The 16,574-nt window shown below is 74.5% G+C and carries 16 protein-coding genes; 4 read left to right on the top strand and 12 right to left on the bottom strand.

Annotation, left to right across the window (positions count from 1 at the left end; genetic code table 11):
- Window positions 1–18: 18 nt before the first annotated feature.
- A complete protein-coding gene (locus tag AC07GB_RS15255) occupies window positions 19–504 on the bottom strand; it encodes a phospholipase (protein WP_478845431.1) in 486 nt (161 codons plus the stop codon).
- Window positions 505–789: 285 nt separating this feature from the next.
- Entirely contained in the window at window positions 790–1,338 is a 549-nt protein-coding gene (locus AC07GB_RS15260) for a heme-binding beta-barrel domain-containing protein (protein WP_478845433.1), read from the bottom strand.
- Window positions 1,339–1,760: 422 nt separating this feature from the next.
- On the opposite strand from AC07GB_RS15260, the gene AC07GB_RS15265 reads away from it, so the two are divergent.
- The 3 genes from AC07GB_RS15265 to AC07GB_RS15275 all read left to right on the top strand — a co-directional run bounded on the left by AC07GB_RS15265 (window position 1,761) and on the right by AC07GB_RS15275 (window position 6,030).
- Window positions 1,761–2,186: a nuclear transport factor 2 family protein gene (locus AC07GB_RS15265; protein ID WP_478845435.1), complete on the top strand. Its 426-nt coding sequence runs from the start codon at window positions 1,761–1,763 to the stop codon at window positions 2,184–2,186.
- Between the two features lie 109 nt (window positions 2,187–2,295).
- Window positions 2,296–2,643 (top strand): nuclear transport factor 2 family protein, encoded by a 348-nt coding sequence (locus AC07GB_RS15270; RefSeq protein ID WP_478845437.1) that lies wholly within the window; start codon window positions 2,296–2,298, stop codon window positions 2,641–2,643.
- A 96-nt stretch (window positions 2,644–2,739) separates the two neighbouring features.
- A complete protein-coding gene (locus AC07GB_RS15275; protein WP_478845439.1) occupies window positions 2,740–6,030 on the top strand; it encodes an AfsR/SARP family transcriptional regulator in 3,291 nt (1,096 codons plus the stop codon).
- A 29-nt stretch (window positions 6,031–6,059) separates the two neighbouring features.
- Here the strand turns inward: AC07GB_RS15275 and AC07GB_RS15280 are convergent, their stop codons facing one another.
- From AC07GB_RS15280 to AC07GB_RS15305, 6 genes are read right to left on the bottom strand one after another with little or no spacing between them, the layout of a single operon-like run.
- Complete coding sequence (locus tag AC07GB_RS15280) at window positions 6,060–6,377, bottom strand: AzlD domain-containing protein (protein ID WP_478845441.1); 318 nt, start codon at window positions 6,375–6,377, stop codon at window positions 6,060–6,062.
- Window positions 6,374–7,120, bottom strand: a complete 747-nt coding sequence (locus AC07GB_RS15285) for an AzlC family ABC transporter permease (RefSeq protein ID WP_478845443.1) — start codon at window positions 7,118–7,120, stop codon at window positions 6,374–6,376. The genes AC07GB_RS15280 and AC07GB_RS15285 overlap by 4 nt, the downstream gene beginning before the upstream one ends.
- Window positions 7,117–8,058 (bottom strand): branched-chain amino acid transaminase, encoded by a 942-nt coding sequence (locus AC07GB_RS15290; RefSeq protein ID WP_478845445.1) that lies wholly within the window; start codon window positions 8,056–8,058, stop codon window positions 7,117–7,119. Before AC07GB_RS15290 ends, AC07GB_RS15285 begins: the two co-directional genes overlap by 4 nt.
- Window positions 8,055–8,489: a nuclear transport factor 2 family protein gene (locus AC07GB_RS15295; RefSeq protein WP_478845447.1), complete on the bottom strand. Its 435-nt coding sequence runs from the start codon at window positions 8,487–8,489 to the stop codon at window positions 8,055–8,057. The genes AC07GB_RS15290 and AC07GB_RS15295 overlap by 4 nt, the downstream gene beginning before the upstream one ends.
- A 35-nt stretch (window positions 8,490–8,524) precedes the next feature.
- Window positions 8,525–9,823 (bottom strand): DUF6421 family protein, encoded by a 1,299-nt coding sequence (locus AC07GB_RS15300; protein WP_478845449.1) that lies wholly within the window; start codon window positions 9,821–9,823, stop codon window positions 8,525–8,527.
- Window positions 9,820–10,401, bottom strand: coding sequence for a type 2 periplasmic-binding domain-containing protein (locus tag AC07GB_RS15305; RefSeq protein ID WP_478845451.1), 582 nt, complete (start codon window positions 10,399–10,401; stop codon window positions 9,820–9,822). The genes AC07GB_RS15300 and AC07GB_RS15305 overlap by 4 nt, the downstream gene beginning before the upstream one ends.
- Before the next feature lie 495 nt (window positions 10,402–10,896).
- Between AC07GB_RS15305 and AC07GB_RS15310 the strand changes: the two genes are divergently transcribed.
- Window positions 10,897–11,778: an alpha/beta fold hydrolase gene (locus tag AC07GB_RS15310; protein WP_478845453.1), complete on the top strand. Its 882-nt coding sequence runs from the start codon at window positions 10,897–10,899 to the stop codon at window positions 11,776–11,778.
- Between the two features lie 20 nt (window positions 11,779–11,798).
- Here the strand turns inward: AC07GB_RS15310 and AC07GB_RS15315 are convergent, their stop codons facing one another.
- Genes AC07GB_RS15315 through AC07GB_RS15330 form a run of 4 tightly spaced genes read right to left on the bottom strand, consistent with a single transcriptional unit; the run spans window position 11,799 to window position 16,547 of the window.
- Entirely contained in the window at window positions 11,799–13,679 is a 1,881-nt protein-coding gene (locus AC07GB_RS15315) for a DUF2264 domain-containing protein (protein ID WP_478845455.1), read from the bottom strand.
- Window positions 13,676–14,656 carry a hydroxyacid dehydrogenase gene (locus AC07GB_RS15320; RefSeq protein WP_478845668.1) on the bottom strand — a complete coding sequence of 327 codons (981 nt, stop codon included), beginning with the start codon at window positions 14,654–14,656 and terminating at the stop codon, window positions 13,676–13,678. Before AC07GB_RS15320 ends, AC07GB_RS15315 begins: the two co-directional genes overlap by 4 nt.
- A gap of 23 nt (window positions 14,657–14,679) precedes the next feature.
- Window positions 14,680–15,543, bottom strand: a complete 864-nt coding sequence (locus AC07GB_RS15325) for a carbohydrate ABC transporter permease (protein WP_478845457.1) — start codon at window positions 15,541–15,543, stop codon at window positions 14,680–14,682.
- Window positions 15,540–16,547: a carbohydrate ABC transporter permease gene (locus AC07GB_RS15330; protein WP_478845459.1), complete on the bottom strand. Its 1,008-nt coding sequence runs from the start codon at window positions 16,545–16,547 to the stop codon at window positions 15,540–15,542. Before AC07GB_RS15330 ends, AC07GB_RS15325 begins: the two co-directional genes overlap by 4 nt.
- Window positions 16,548–16,574: the final 27 nt, after the last annotated feature.

Genomic DNA, 16,574 nt, shown 5'->3' on the forward strand with positions numbered 1-16,574 from the left:
CCGCTCCTCACCGGGCGGTCAGGCCGCCGACTTGGTGTACGTGGGCGCGACGCTGCCGAGCTTGTCGACGGCCTGGTAGTACGTCCAGGCCGTCGCGTCGCACGTGGTCTTCTTCGCGCCGCTGTAGGTCGCGCAGACTCTCTTCAGGTCGGCGTAGAAGGCGCTGTCGACGCGCGCCTTGTTGGCGCTGAAGGCGCCCATCTCCTTGTAGTTGCGGTAGCCGAAGTCGTGCCGGGCGCAGGCCGTCTGGAAGGGGAAGCCGAAGGGGTTGTCCGGGGACGAGGAGCAGTAGTCCGTGGTCCAGTTGAACTGGTACGCGCTCCACTGCCCCTGGTTGGCCCGGGCCGCGGCCCAGGCGTTGTAGCTGCCCGCGTCGGTCTGCGTCCAGCGGCTGAGCACCTGCGCCTTGTCCGCGGGCACGGCCGAGGCCGGAGCGGCGGCGAGCCCCGCCCCGAGGGTGAGGGCCGCTGTGCTCACGGCCAGGGTGGCAAGTCGTCGACGCATGAGGGTTCCTTCTCTGTGCGGGCCCGTCACGGGCCTCGTGTGGGGGCGTGCCACGGCACCGTGCCCCGAGCGCGCGGTGCCGCCGTGTTCATTGCTCACCACCGACCTGACGGCCGGTGGACGTGCGCACCGCGCGGACCTGTCGGCCTGATGGCCGAACGGCCGCGCCGACACCTGAGCTATGTGCCACAGGAGTTGGCTTGAAACCTACAAACCGACCGCGCGCGACACCACCCCTGTGCGCCCCTACATGCGCGCCGCGCGGCGTCTCGTCGGCCTGGACAGCTACGACGCCCGGGGCGCGCGGCGCAGCGTGGCCGAAAGGTGGTGCTGCAACGGCTCGCCGACCGCCGCGAGGTCGTGGGTGAACGTGAGCGTGCCGTCGTCGGCCAGGGTGTAGCGGCGGCGCGTGGCGTCGACGCGTTTGGCGGTGGGCGTGAGGCCCACCTGGTGCGTGGAGACGTCGACGGTGTTGTCCGCCGCGACCCCCGTAGCGATCTCCACGATGCCGGTGGGCTGGGAGATGACGACCTCCACGTGTCCGTCCGCCTGGAGCCGCCACCAGCCGCTCTCCCGGGCCGCCGGGCGCAGCGGCCCGCCGTCGTCCCCGAGGATCCAGGCCCGCGCCTCGTACCGCAGGAAGGGCCGCCCGTCGTGGCGGAAGACGACCTCCTGGGCGTACGCGAAGTCCCCGTCGAGCGTGGGGTATCCCCCGTCACCCAGGCCGTGCCAGGTGCCGATCAGGCCCCTCACGGGGGCGAGCAGCGCGTGCGGGGCGGGAAGGTCGTCCACGTCGTGGGCGTCGGGAAACGGAAGGTCCGGTACGGGCTGCATGGCAGGGTGCGCTCCAGGGTCGGCGACGAGGGCAAGACCCACAGGCTAGGACGTGCCCGCTCCGATCCCGGTGAGCCGGTCCGCCGGTCCGCCGCCCGGCTGCCGTGTTGCCTGTCGCGGCCACCCCCGGGCGCAGGCCGACGTACGGGAAGCGGCGGTGCGTCCGCCGCCCGGGGAGAGCACGTCCGGAGTCCCGTGCGGCGCACCCCCGTTCGGGGGTGCCCCCCTTCCGCCGTGTCCCGCCGTGCCCCTCCCCCACCTGCCGACACGCCCGCCCGACCACCACGCACCGCCAACTCGTGGCGCGAAACCGGCGACTGCCTTACGCTCCCCGCCACAGGCGCACCACACTGGGACTCCACGACCAGCGGGCCGGCCGCGCGGCCGGTCCTGCCGTCAGCGACAGACGAGGAGTTGGTGAGATGTCCACGCACTCCCCCGACACAGCCGCGCGGGCCACCAGGGAAGTGATCGACGCCTATCTGGCCCGGCTCGCGGACCGGGACCTGGACGGTGCGGTACGGCTGTTCTCCGAGTCGGTGGAGTTCCTCGCCCCCGGCTCCCCCGCGGTGCCGTGGTCGGGGAACCACGCCGGGCACAAGGGCGTGAAGGAGTTCTTCACCACGCTCCACGAATATTTGCAGCCCGAGGAGTTCACCGTCACGCACATCGTCGTCGACGGTGAGCAGGGGGTGATCATCGGCCATCTGCGGGACACCGTCAAAGCCACGGGCAAGCCGCTCACCACGCCGTTCGCCGCGCACCTCACGGTCGTCGACGGCCGGGTCGCGCGCTACCACCTGTTCGAGGACACCCACGCCCTGCACCGGGCCGTCACCGACAGCTGACCGCCCGCCCCGGCGACACCTCGGCCGGGCACCGGCCGGGGATCAGGATCCACCACGTACCACCGCGAAACACCCTGAGCCACCCTGAACCACCAGGAGAGCACCGGAGATGACCTCCTCCAGCGGCAGCCCTTCCCACCCGGCGGTACGCGCCTTCGTCGACGCGGTCAACGCCCAGGACCAGCAGGCCCTCTGGGCCGTCCTCGCCGAGGACGCCACCGTGATCGACGTCGGCACCGAGCGCGACCTGCACGCGTGGGTGGAGCGGGAGCTGTTCTCCTCGCACGCGCGCATGGAGGTGGTGCGCGAGTCACCCGACGGCCTGTCCGTGAGCGCCCGCTTCCACAACGACATCTGGAACGACATCGACACCGCCTGGCAGTTCACGGTGTCGGACGGCGTCATCCGGGGATTCGTCACGGGACCCGACGAGACCGGGCCCGCCGGATCAGGTTGATCCCGGACCCGATCGGCGCCGAAGCGGGCAACCGGACGGGGGCGGAACAGCGACTAGAAGAGCAGGGACCGCCAACCGGGAAACAGAGGGAGTCGAGTGAGCCGCATCTCGGAGCCCCAGGAGGCGCAGGCGTCGAAGGAGTCGGTGCGCATCCGGCTCCTGGGCCCGGTGAGCGTGGAGGTCCAGGGCCGCCACGTGGGCCTCGGACCACAGCAGCGCGCGCTCCTCGCGGCCCTGGCGCTCGCCCGCGGCCCGGTCAGCACCTCGCGCCTGGCCGAGCTGCTGTGGGAGGGCGAGATCCCGGACGGCGCCGTCAGTTCGCTGCGCACCCACGTCCTGCACCTGCGCCGCATCCTGGAGCCCGGCAGCCGGGCGACCTCCGGCTTCGAGGTCCTGGTCAGCGAGGGCGCCCGCAGCAACACCAGCTACACCCTCCAGGTGGCCGACGAGCAGGTCGACGCCCTGCGCTTCGTCCACCTCACCGACCAGGCCCGCAAGGCCGCCGCCGACGGCGACGCCCACGCTGTCGTCGCCCTCCTCGACGAGGCCCTGGCCCTGTGGACGGGGCCCGCGCTCGAAGGGGTCAGCGACCGCAGCTTCGCCCTCGCCGAGACCGACCGCCTCGAAGAGCTGCGCCTGGTGGCCCGCGAGGACCGCGTCGACGCGCTCGTCGAACTCGGCCGCTACGAGGCCGCGATGGCCGAACTCACCCCGCTCGTACGCGAGTTCCCGCTGCGGGAGCGGCTGCGCCGCCAGCTGATGCTGGCCCTGTACCGCGCGGGCCGCCAGGCCGACGCCCTCGCCGTGTACCGGGAGTTCTACCAGCTCCTCGACGACGAGGTGGGCATCGAACCGGGCCGCCAGCTCAAGGAGCTGCACCAGCGCGTCCTCGTCGGCGACCCCGCGCTCGCCCCCGAACGGTCCCCGGCCCCCGCGGCCCCGCCGGTCGCACGCCCGGTCCCCCGTCAGCTCCCGCCCGACGTCGCCAGCTTCACCGGCCGCGCCGACCAGCTCCGGGAACTCGACACACTGCTCTCCCGCTACGACACGGGCCCGGGGCAGACCCTGGTGATCTCCTCCGTCTCCGGCATGGCGGGCGTCGGCAAGACCGCCCTCGCCGTGCACTGGATGCACCGGGTGGCCGACCGCTTCCCCGACGGCCAGCTGTACGCGAACCTGCGCGGCCATGCCGCCGAGGCCCCGACCACGGCCGACGAAGCCCTCGGGCAGCTCCTGCGGGCCCTCGGCGTCGGCACCGGGCACCTGCCGGAGAGCACCGACGAGAAGGCCGCCCTCTACCGCTCGCTCCTGGCGGGCAAGCGCGTCCTGATCCTGCTCGACGACGCGGCCGGGCTCGAACAGGTGCGGCCGCTGCTTCCCGGCTCCCCTACCTGCTTCGTCGTCGTCACCAGCCGCACCGACCTGCGGGGCCTGACCGCCTTCCACGACGCCCACCGGGTGAGCCTCGCGGTCTTCGCCGAGGACGAGGCGCTCGCCCTGCTCGGCCGCGTCATCGGCGCGGACCGGGTGCGGGGCGAACCGGAGGCCGCCGCCGAGGCCGTGCGGCTCTGCGGCCTGCTGCCGCTCGCCGTACGGATCGTCGCGGCCCACCTCATCGGCGACCGGCACCTGCCGATCGCGCGGATCGTCGGCCAGCTGCGCGCCGACCTCCTGGGCGAACTCGCCCTCGACCAGGAGCGGCACACCGGCGTGCGCGGCGTCCTCGCCCTGTCCTACCGCTCCCTGCCCGCCCCGGAGCGGGAGGCGCTGCGGCTGCTCGCGCTCGCCCCGGGCCCCGAGGTGTCCGTCCCTGCCGCCGCCGCCCTGACCGGCGCCGCGGTGCCCGCCACGACCCGCCTCCTGGACCAGCTGGCCGCCCGCAGCCTGCTGGAGTCCCACCGCCCTGGGCGGTTCCATCTGCACGCCCTCGTCCGCCTGTTCGCCCGGGAGCGGGCCGCGGCGGAGGACGCCCCCGCCGTGCGCGACGAAGCCGTCGGCCGCCTGCTCACCTGGTACCTGGGCACCGCCGAGCAGGCCGCCTGCCGCCTCTACGGCACCTTCTACTCCTGGTACGCCGCCCGGCCGCCGGAGCCGGACGGCTCCCCCACCGCACCCCTGACCTTCAAGCGCGACACCGCCGCCCTGGCCTGGCTCGACGACGAGCGGCCCGCGCTGCTCGCCTGCGCGCAGCACGCGGTGCGCCACGGGCCGCGCCCGTTCGCCTGGAAGTCCGCCCTCGCCGTCCACGGGCACCTGATGGAGCACGGCAGACGCACCGACTGGCTGCGGGCCGCGCACGCGGGCCTCAAGGCCGCCGAGGCCGAACACGACGACCACGCGCGGGCGGTGATGCACTGGAGCCTGTGCTACGTCCTGTGGGAGCTGGCCCGGCACGAGGAGGCGCTGGAGCACAGCGCCCGCGCCGACGAGCTGTTCGCTCGGGCCGGCACGCCGGTGGAGCGGGCCGGCGCGGTGCTCGGGCTCGCCGCATCGCACCGCGAGCGCGGCGCCCTGGAGCAGGCGGCCCACGACGCCGAACGGGCCCTGGCCCTCTACCGCGAGGGCGAGCAGCCCGCCGGGGAGACCTGGGCCCTGTTCCTGCTCGGCCGCTCCCGGCTCGACCAGGGCCGCCTGGACGCCGCGCGCGGGCATTTCGACGATGCCGGGGCGCGCGCCGAGGTCTCGGCCGACCAGCACACGGTGATGCTCTCGCTGTGGGGCCGCGCGATGGCGCAGCACGCGCTCGGCGCCCTGGAGGAGGCCCAGCGCCTGCTCACCCGGGCGCTCGCGGTGGACGGCAGGCTCCTCGCCACCTACGCGGCGGAGGGCGCCCTCAACGCGCTCGCGGTGGTCTGCCGCGACCTCGGCGACCCGCGCCTCGCGCTCAAGTACGCCGTCGACGCGCTCGGGGTCACCCACCGCACCCGCCGCCGCCTGGTCGAGCCGGACGCCCTCAACACCATCGGTACGGTGCTGCTGCGCCTGGACGACGTGCCCGGCGCGCTCGACCACCACCGGCGCGCCCTGGAGGCGGCCCGCGCGGCGTGCTGCCGCGGGTCCGAGGCCGAGGCGTGCCTCGGCCTCGCCGCCGCCCACCGGCAGCTCGGTGAGAACCGCGAGGCCCTGGCCTGCACCAGACGGGCCCTGACCACGGCCCGGCAGGCGGGCCTCGGGCTCGTCGAGGGCGCGGCCCTGACCGAACTCGCGCGGGTCCACCTGGCCCTCGGCCAGCCCGTCAAGGCGGCCCGGGCCGCCGAGCGGTCCCTGCGCCTGCACCGGGCCACCGGCCACCGGCCGGGCCTCACCGAGGCCCTGGAGGTCGCCGCGGCCGTGGAGCGCGCCGGGGCGACCGCGGCCGGGCCCCCGGAGACCACCGGCGCGACCTGAGCACCTCCGGCCCGGGCGCCCGGCCGGCGTCAGCCGAGCGCGCGTACGCCCGCCGTGACCGCCGCGGCCACCAGGACGACGAGCGGCACGGGCGCCTTGAGCCGCCAGGCCACCAGGGCCCCGGCGAAGCCCGCGACCCGGGCGTCGAAGGTCATGCCGTGCGCGCCCGCCGAGCCCACGAGCTGCGTGACGACCAGGACGGCGAGGAGCGCGGGCGTCAGATACTCCACGAACCGCGGGAACCAGGCGGGCAGTTCACGGTCGCCCATCACCAGGGAGCCGGCCCCCTTGATGAGGAACGTGGTCACCACCAGGGCCCCGACGACGATCCACGGGTCGCTGCTCATGGCTTCCTCCCGGCCCACCAGGTCCACGCGACGGCGATGAGACAGGCCACGGCGATGGCGGAGTCGGGCACCGCGACGGCGGTGAGGACGGCGGCCCCGGCCCCCGCCGTGGCGGCGGCCGACCGCTTGCGGGCGGTGCCCAGATGGGGGGCGAGCAGCAGGAAGAAGAGCACCGGGGAGACCGCGTCCAGGCCGTAGGTGAGGATGTCCACGGCCCGGAACGGGCCGATGGCCCCCGCCAGGGTGCCCAGGACCCAGCCGAGCCAGAGCACCACGCCGGAGGAGAGCAGCCGCACCCGGTCGAACCGCCCGTCGGCGTCGCTCGCGATGGCCCAGGACTCCTCGATCACCAGCTGCGACTCGACGGCGCGACGCGCCCGACCGCCGCGCAGGGCGGGCAAAATGGCGAAGCCCATCACCAGGTACCGCAGGTTCAGGAGCGTCCCCGCCACGGCCGCGGCGGCCCAGCCGCCGCCGTTGACGATCACGGAGACCGCGGCGAACTGCGAGGAGCCCACGAAGACCAGGCCGGACATCGAGGTCGCGGCGAGCGCGGTGAAGCCCGCGCCCTTGGCGAGGACACCGAAGGACACGCCGAAGGCGAAGATCGCGACGGTGAAGGGCACGGCGGCGCGCGCCCCCGCCACCCAGGCGGCCCGCTGCCCGCCGTGCGGGGCGGGGCCGCGAGCGGGCCCGGTGGGGCCGGAGGACCCGGTGGGGCCGGAGGACCCGGTGCCGGTCATCCCGTCTCGCTCGACGCGGCCGCCGGGGCCGGGCGCGCCCGGTGCTCCGCGCGGTCGCCGCCCGGGGCCCGCACGGCGCGCGCGTACGCCTCGGCCAGGGCCGCGCCGACCTCGCCGAGCGGGAAGCTCCTGCTGTCGACGCCGGTGACCGGCTGTACCTCGTACGCCGTGCCGGTCAGGAACACCTCGGTGGCGCGGTCGAGTTCGGCCGGGGCGAGATGGCGCTCGACGACCGGGAGGCCGAGGCCCCGCGCGAGGCCGATGACGGTGCGCCGGGTGATCCCGTCCAGGACGCACTCGGGCGGCGGGGTGTGCAGCTCCCCGCCGATCACCAGGAAGACGTTGGCGCCGGTGGCCTCGGCGATGCGGCCCCGGTGGTCGAGGAGCAGCGCGTCGTCGAAGCCGGCCGCCTCCGCCTCCTGCCCGGCGAGGGCTCCGATGGCGTACAGGGCGGCCGCCTTGGCGCGGATCGGGGCGGTGTCGGGCGCGGGACGCCGCCAGCGCGAGGTGCGAAGGCGGATGCCGCGCGGCCCGTCGGTGAAGATCCGCGGCCAGGGCCAGGCGGCGACGGCGAGGTGGACACGGCTGTCCTCCGGTGCCACCAGGCGCAGGGTGTCGCCGCCCCGCCAGGCGACGGGGCGCACATAGCCGTCGGTGAGCCCGGCCGCGGCGACGACCTCACGCGTGACGGCGTCCACCTCGTCGGCCGTCCACGGCAGCGCGTAACCCATGTGCCGGGCCGAGGCGACGAGCCGGGCGCTGTGCTCGCCGAGCGCGAAGACCCGGCCGTCGTAGACCCGTTCGCCCTCGAACACGCCGCCGCCGTAGTGCAGGCCGTGGCTGAGGACGTGCAGGCGGGCCGAGCGCCAGGGCACGAGGGCGCCGTCGACCCAGATGACGCCGTCCCGGTCGGAGAGCGGCGGGGCGGCGCCGGTCATGTGGCGAACCCCCGGTCGGCGTAGGGGAACCCTTCCAGCTCGTTCGCGGCGCGGGTGTCGTCGCGCTGGGACGCGTAGTAGATGCGGACCTCGTCGATCAGGCCGGAAGCGGCGAAGCGGTAGACCTCCGCGCCGCGCAGGACCTTGCCGAGGCGTGGCTTGAAGGCGGTCCACTCGCAGACGGCGGTGCGGGTGTGCTCGTCGGCGTAGACGGCGTCGACGGCCCAGTGGGAGTCGTTGGCCCGTACGTCGGCGCCCCAGCGCTCCACGATCGGGTCGATGCCGTGCACGGGGCCCGCCATGCCGTGGGCCAGGTAGTGCACGACCTCTTCGGAGAGGCACGCCGCGAACAGGTCGCGGTCGACCTTGTTGCACGCCTCGAAGTACTGCCGCACCGCGGCCTCCATCGCGGCCCGGTCCAGGTTCCCCATGGCGGTACGCCCTTTCGTGGCTCGGCTCGTCCCGTTCACAACTCGGCCGGTGCGAAGCTCAGCGGCGGCAGGGCGGCGAGCCGCTCCCGCGCCCGGACGAGCACCCGCTGGTCGTCGGTGAAGGCGTACCGGTCGCCTTCGGCGCCCTCGCGCAGCTGGGTCCGTACGAGCGCCTTGGCGGCCGCGCGGTACTCCGCGGGAGTGCTGACGGCCGCTTCCATACCCTCGATGGTGTCGGCCAACTCCCGCAGCCCCTCGATCACCCGATCGTGGTCCAGGCGCAGGAGGCCCGCCCGGTCGGGGGCGAGGGCGCGGCGCTCGCGCAGCCAGGAGTAGAGGAACACGCCGGTGCCCGCGTCGAAGTTGCGCACGGCGTGGGCGTCCAGCGGGTACCGGAACATCCGCTCCAGGAGGATCATGGCGATCTGCTCGTCGGCGTACGGCATCGCGGGGTCGGCGTGGCAGGCGAGCGCGGTCCTGGCGTCGACCTTCAGCTCTTCGAGGAGGCCGATGAACCAGTTCATCTTGAGCTTGATGTGCTGGTCGAGCGGCCACCGCCCCTGGTGGTGGAAGTAGTCGTGCAGATATCCCCAGACGGCCCGGGCCTGGTAGCAGGCTTCGGGGTCCATTCCGGTGGAGGCGCGGGGCACGGATCCGGGGGTGAGGACGGCGCGTGCGGAGGGCACGGCGTACGTTTCGTGAATCCTGCGGAATTTGCTGAAGAAGAAGATCGCGTAGGCCTGTTCGGCGACCTTGTCGTGGGCCGCGACGTTCTCCGGGAAGAAGACGATGCAGTTGCCGTCGGCCACTCCGTGGCTGCCCGCGACGAGCACGGTGGCCTGGCAGTTGTTCTTCGGATGCGGATAGCGCTCGGCGAGGCCGGGGAGCGCGTCCGGCTCTTTGCGGCGGACCAGGAAGAACTCCAGGCGCTTGCCGACGGGCGGCACGCTGTTGGTGGTCTGGACGGGGGCGAGGAAGGCCGCCCAGTCCCCGTCGGCGGGGGCGGTGAGCGCGTCGCGGCTGCGGGCGAAGTGCGGCGGGGTGTCGAGCCCCGCGGCCAGCCAGCCGTCGATGTCGGCAGCCAGCGCGTCGGCCTGCGCGGCCCTGCCGTGCCCGGTGAACCAGCGGGTGGCCGCGTCCCGGACGGCGAGCAGGGCGCGGCGGTCCGCGGCGTCCGGGGCGGGCACGGTGCCGTCTTCGCGCTGGCGGTCGCGGAAGGCGTTGACGCGCGGCAGGAGGCCGCGGCCGAGCAGGGCCGCCTCGCCGAGCAGGGAGTCGTGGAGGCGGTGGGTGCCGCTCGCCGGGCCGGGCACGCGGTCCGTCGTGCTGCTCACCGGGCGGGCTCCCGCACCTGGTGGACGGTGTAGACCATGGGGACCTCGCCGAAGCTGCGGACGATCCGCAGGCCGTGGGCGCGCGCCGCGACGACGGTGGTGACGCACCCCTCGGCCTTGCCGTCGGCGCAGTCGATGGCCGCCTGCGCGTTGCTGGTCACCACCTGCCGTTCGCTGGTGGAGGCCACGAGGCCGGCCGGGGCGGGGTGGGTGGCCACGGTGCGCGGCTCGCCGCTGGTGCCGGGCGCGGCGGCGAGGACCATCTCGTAGGTGGGCCACAGGAAGCAGTCGACCATGCGGCAGGTGAGGAGGTTGCCGAAGACGAGCGTGTGCAGCTCGGGGTAGACGGCGCAGGCCACCAGGGCGTGGGCGCCGGTCCTCGGCACGCTCGCCATGGCGTCCTCCAGGCAGGTGTGCAGGACGACCTGCCCCTCGCCCTCAAGTCCGCGCCGCTGGAACCAGAGATGGGCCGCCGACTCCAGGTTGGTGCCGGTCGGGCCGAGGGTGTGCAGATAGCGAATGTCGCCGATCGACGCCGACGACAGCGTGTCGACGCATGTTTGTTCCCCCGTCATCATTCCACTCTCCTGAGTTTCCTGAAGTCCCCCGCGCGTACCGGCCGCGCGTAGCGCGCGCCTACCGGTCACGGGTATCGGTCACGCATATCGGTGGTGCCGGCATTCCCCTCCGGCGCCGGGCGCGGCACGCGGTGCGCGTACCGCGCCCACTGGGCCCGCGTCGGCGATCCTAAGCAGGCCCGGCCCGCGGCGGCCAGCGAGCCGGTGGCGCACCGGCGGGTTTTCCACACCCTGGCCGTATCAGCCCGTTCAGCTGTCCGGAAATCCAGCGAAAAACAGCGCTGTTGAGGGTCACGCGCCGCCTGCTTTCATCGACACGACGGCGTGGAGGCGTACGCATCGCGTCATGCCGGAGCGCGTCGGCGGGCCCGTTCGCCGCGCGGGCGCTCCCCCATGACGTCACGTTTCCGCCGCGACGGCGATGACTTTCGGCGGGCCCGGCCGTCCTATACGTGAGAGCGGTCGCGCCGCTCCGCGAAGAGCCGAGGAGACATCATGACCACGAAGCCCGAGACCCACACCCTGGACACGTCCGGGGCGACGCTCACGTACGACGTCCGGGGTGAGCTGCGGGACGCGGGCGCGGACCGCCCCGCGCTGCTCCTCATCGGATCGCCCATGGACGCCGTCGGGTTCACGACGCTCGCCTCGTACCTCACCGACCGGGTCGTCGTCACCTACGACCCGCGCGGGACCGGGCGCAGCGTCCGCACCGACGGCAAGGGGGAGCTGACGCCGGAGGAGCACGCCGACGACGTGCGGCGGCTGATCGAGGCCCTCGGCGTCGGGCCGGTGGACGTCTTCGCCAGCAGCGGCGGCGCGGTGAACGGCCTCGCGCTCGTCGCGCGCCACCCCGGCCTGGTGCGCACCCTGGTGGCGCACGAGCCCCCCGCGGTGCGGATGGTGGCGGACCACGAGCAGGCGTGGGCCGCCGTCGAGGACATCCACCGGACGTACGAGCGCGAGGGCATGGGGCCCGCGATGGCCAAGTTCATCACGCTGACGATGCAGAAGGGACCGCTGCCGGACACGTACGCCGACGCTCCCGCGCCGAACCCGGCCGACTTCGGCCTTCCCACCGAGGACGACGGCTCCCGCGACGACGTGCTCCTCGCGCAGAACCTCCGCGGCTGCTGCGGCTACCGGCCCGACTTCGACGCCCTGTCCGCCGCCTCGACGCGGATCGTCATCGCGGTCGGCGCAGAGTCCCGGACCGAGCTGGCGGCCCGTTCGGGCCTCGCGATCGCCGAGCGCCTCGGCACGCCCGCGGAGGTCTTCCCCAGCCACCACGGAGGCTTCCTCGGCGGCGAGTACGGCCAGCACGGCGAGCCGGAGCCGTTCGCCGCGAAGCTCCGCGAGGTGCTCGACGCCGCCTGACGCCGGGCGATGGCCCGGGCTCAGCCGGGGACGTGGTGGACCGTCAGCGGCTCGAAGGTGACGGCCGTGCGGGAGCCGTCCGTCCAGCGCACCCGCACCTCCCCGCCGGACAGGGTGACCTCGCGGACCGGCTCGGCCGCACCGGCCGCCGGCCCGGCCCCGCTCAGCGAGGCCAGGGCCACGAACACCCCGGTGCCCTCGGCGGTGGCCGTGAGCCGGGGCAGCCGCGCCCACGGCTCGTACGCCGTGCCCTCGGGGGCCCGCACCTCGTCCCGCCCGTCCCAGCCGTACAAGCCGGAGAGGTCCGAGCGGAGCGCCCGCGTGGGCCAACCGGTGAGCGTCACCCGCGCGCCGGGCGGAGCGCCCACGACCCGGTGGACCCGCACCTCGTAGCGGCCGCGCGCGACGGTCACGCTCTCCACGCGCAGGCCGGGGACCATGGGAGGACCGGACGCGAACACCGGCCGGTGCCAGGAGGCGGCCCAGCCCCATCCGTCACCGTGCCCCGCGCCGAGCGGACGGATGCGGCGGCGCACGCTCGCGACCCCGTCGACCACCACCGACAGGTGGTTGTCCGCCGCGTCGGCGGGCGAGGTGGGGCCGGTGTGCGTGGAGTAGGCGAGCCGCCCGTAGTGCGGGTCGTCCTGGTCCGCCGCCTCGCCCTCGTGCGGCCGGACGTGGTCGCTGCCGTGGTTGTGCAGCCGTACGATCCCGTCCGCGCGTGTCGCCTGTATGAGGAGGCCCGGCGCGGGCAGCGCGAGCACCCGGTCCGCGGTCTCGCTCGGGGCCGGATCCTCGGGCGCCGTCCACAGCGGGTCGCGCGCGGGGGCGAGCAGCGCCACGAAGGCCTTCGCCGCCCAGTACGGGGACGCGGGGCCCGAGTAGGGCTGGAGCGTGGCCGGGTGCGGCCCGTGCCAGCCGAGGCTCAGCAGCCCGTCGGGGGTGAGCGCGCCGCGGTCGAGGAAGTGCCGCAGGGCCCCGCTGGCTATACGGCGGGAGGTGCCGGGCGCGAGCGGGGTGTGGCCGGTGACCGCGCCCACGCCGACGGCCGCCGCGGCCGCGAAGCGGTAGGTGAGCGAGCGCCCGAAGTGGACGGGCGCGCCGTCCCCGCCGAAGAGGAGCGCGTAGCCCTCCAGGTACGTGCGCAGGCGCGGCCCGAGCCGGTCGGCGAGGGCCGTGTCGCCCGTCAGGTGGGCGTGCAGCAGCGGATAGAAGTGCAGGGCCCAGCCGTTGTAGTGGTCGAAGGCCCGCCCGTCGCCGTCGGCGTACCAGCCGTCGCCCCGGTACCACGTCTCCAGGAGGCCGAGCGCGCGTTCCCCTGCGCGGGCGGTGGCCGCGTCGCCCCGGCCGACGGACTCCAGGAAGGACGCCACCATGAAGGGGAACAGGTACCAGTTGTTGGGCGCGGGCACATGCGTGAGCGCGCCGCGCAGCCAGTGCTCGGCGCGGTCCTGTACATCGCCTTCGAGGCGGTCCCACAGCCACGGCCGGGTCAGCGCGAGGCCGAGCGCGACGGACGCCGACTCGACCATCGGCTGGCCCCGCACATGGTGGTCGAGGATCAGCGGCCACGACTCGGTGTCGTCGCGGCCGGGGGCGCGGGTGCCCGCGGCGAGGCCCCGCGCGTACCGTTCGAGCCAGCCGCGCGGGTCGGCGCCGCCCGCGCCCGCGACGCGGAAGCCCGCCGCGAGGAACGTACGGGCGTAGCCTTCGAGTCCGTCCGAGCGGGCGCCGGACGCCGACGGGCGGCCCGGCAGGCCGAGCAGGGCGCCTTCGGGCGTGGCCCAGCGCCACGCGGCGCCGAGGAGCCCGTCGGCGACGGCTTCCCAGTGGGCGCGGGTGTACCCGGTGTGCGGGCTCAGGTCCCGGTCCTGCGCGGGCAGGTCGAAGGGGAGGCTCATGCCAGGTACGCCAGCCTTTCGCGTCGTACGGGATGGGCGAGGCCCTCGCCCGCGGCCCAGCGGGCCACCTCGGCGACGGCCGTGTCGGCGAGGCGCTGCCACTCGTTGCCCTGCGAGCCCGCGAGGTGCGGGGTGATCAGGGCGTTCGGGCAGTCCCACAGCGGGTGGGCGGCGGGCAGGACCTCGGGGTCCGTCACGTCGAGCACCGCCCGGATCCGGCCCGCCCGCACCACGTCGGTGAGGGCGTCCTGGTCGACGACGGCGCCGCGCGAGGTGTTGATCAGGGTGGCTCCCGGCCGCATCGAGGCGAGCAGGTCCCGGCCGACCAGGCCGCGCGTTGCGGGCAGGAGCGGCGTGTGCACGCTCACGAGGTCGCCGCGGGCGAAGAGCCCGGGCAGGTCCACCGGCTCCGCGCCGAGTGCCGCGGCCTCCGCCCCGGTGACGTACGGGTCGTGAAGGAGCACATCGAAGTCGAAGGGGCGCAGCAGCTCGATGACCCGGCGGCCGATCAGGGACGCGGAGAGGATGCCCACGGTGCGGCGGTAGTTGCCCACCTCGCGGGGGGTGCGCAGCCAGTCGGCGCGCTCGCGGTCCCTGCGGTAGGCGCGGGCCCGCTCCAGGACGTGCTTGCCGTGCAGCAGGATCATCGCGAGGGTGTACTCGGCGACCGGCAGCGCGTTGGCGGCGGCGGCCGACGACACCGCGACGCCCCGTTCCCAGCAGGCGTCGGTGACGTGGCCGCGCACCGAACCGGCCGCGTGCACCACCGCCTTGAGGCGGGGCGCCGCCGCGAGCACGCCGGCGTCGAGCGGCGGGCAGCCCCAGCCCGTCACGAGGACCTCGACGCCGGCGAGCACCTCCCGGGCGCGGGCGGTCGTCAGGTCGTCGAGCGCGGGCGGCGGCGCCAGGTCGCACACCTCGGCGAGCGCGGCGAGCGAGCGCGGCGCGAAGACGGCCGCCGCGGCCCGCGACGACATGGCGAGCGCGGCGCGGGGCGGGGTCACTTGACCGCCCCCGCCGTGAGCCCGGAGCGCCAGAACCGCTGGAGGAGGGCGAAGGCGAGTATGAGCGGGACGACGGCGAGCAGCGATCCGGTGATCACCACCGGGTAGTACTCGGGCGAGACGGTCGCCTGGCTGTTCCACTGGTAGAGGCCGAGGCTCACCGGGTACAGGTCCTGGTCGGAGAGCATCACCATCGGCAGGAAGAAGTTGTTCCAGATCGCGGTGAGCTGGAAGAGGAACACCGTGACCAGGCCGGGGCCGAGCATCCGCAGGGAGACCCGGACGTACGTCGTCAGCTCGCCCGCGCCGTCGACGCGGGCCGCCTCCAGGACCTCGTCGGGCACGTAGCCCTGGCTGAAGATCCGGCCCAGGTACACGCCGAACGGGTTGAAGAGGACCGGGACGAAGACCGCCCAGAAGGTGTTCACCAGGCCGGCCTCGGAGGCCAGCAGGTACAGCGGCAGGGCGAGGACCGTCTGCGGCACCATGACGGCGGCGAGCACCAGGCCGAACAGCTTCTCCTTGTGCCGGAAGCGGTACTTGTCGAAGGCGTAGCCGCAGGCGACGCTGATCAGCGCGCCGAGGGCCGCGCCCAGGACGGCGTAGAGCAGGCTGTTGCCGTACCAGCGGCCGTAGAGGCCGCCGTCCATGGCGAAGACGTCCTCGACGTTCTGGACCAGGGAGAAGTCGCCGAAGGACAGCAGGCTGCTGCTGAACAGGGCGTCGCGGGTCTTCGTCGCGGCGAGCACCAGCCACAGGACCGGCAGGAGCGTGTAGAGGACGACGAGCGCGACGACCGCGTTGGCGGTGGCCCGGCCGAGCAGGCGGGGGCGCGGCAGGCCGGGCCCGGGGGCGCTCATCGGGTGGCCCCCTCGGTCCGGTCGGCCCGGTCTGTACGGTCGGTCCGGTCCGCGCGGCTCGTCCAGCGGGTGACACCGTAGGAGACGGCGATGGTGAGGGCGAGGAGGATCACCGAAGCGGCGGCCGCGAGGGAGTAGTTGTTGCGGGTGAAGGCGGCGTCGTAGATGTACATGCTGGGCGAGAAACGGGAGTTGATCATCTGCGAGGACTGGCTGAGCAGCATCGGCTCGGTGAACAGCTGGAGCGCCCAGATCAGGGTGAACATCGCGACCACCACGACCGAGGAGCGCACGAGCGGCGTCTTCACCTGGAGCGCGGTGCGCACCGGCCCGGCCCCGTCCACGACCGCCGCCTCGACGACCTCGCGCGGGACCGCCTGGAGGGCGGCGTAGAAGACGACCATGTTGTAGCCGAGGTTGCTCCACAGGGCGATGTTCACGAGGGACGGCAGCGTGGTGTGCAGGCCGAGGAAGTCCACGGTGACGTCGGCCTTGCCGAGGGCGTCGACGACCGGGCTGATGCCGGGTGTGTACAGGTAGAGCCAGATCAGGGCGGCGATGATGCCGGGCACCGCGTGCGGCAGGAACAGGCCGAGCTGGGCCCAGGCGCGCAGCCGTACGACGCCGGAGTCGAGGAGCAGCGCGAGGGCGAGGGAGCCGAGCACCAGCAGCGGGACGTAGAGCAGGCAGTACAGGGCGACCGTGCCGAGCCCGGACAGGAAGGTCGGGTCGCTGAGCACCGCGGCGTAGGAGCGGGCGCCGACGAAGACGGTGCGCTCGGGGCCGAAGCCGAGGCCCGGCTGGTCGTCGCTGAAGAGGCTCAGCCACACCGCGGTGCCGACGGGGACGAGGAAGACGGCGGCGAGGAGGAGGAAGAACGGGGCCATCAGGACGCCCGCCGCGGTGCGTCCGCGGCGCTCGGCCACGCGCTTGGCCGAGCGCCCGGGCGCGTCGGCGGTCCGCCGCGGCGCGGGTGCCGCGGGGGCGTGGGCTGTCGCGGTCATGGGGGTCACCTGCCTTTCGGGGTGCGG

It is taken from the genome of Streptomyces sp. NPDC045778, from assembly GCF_056431945.1.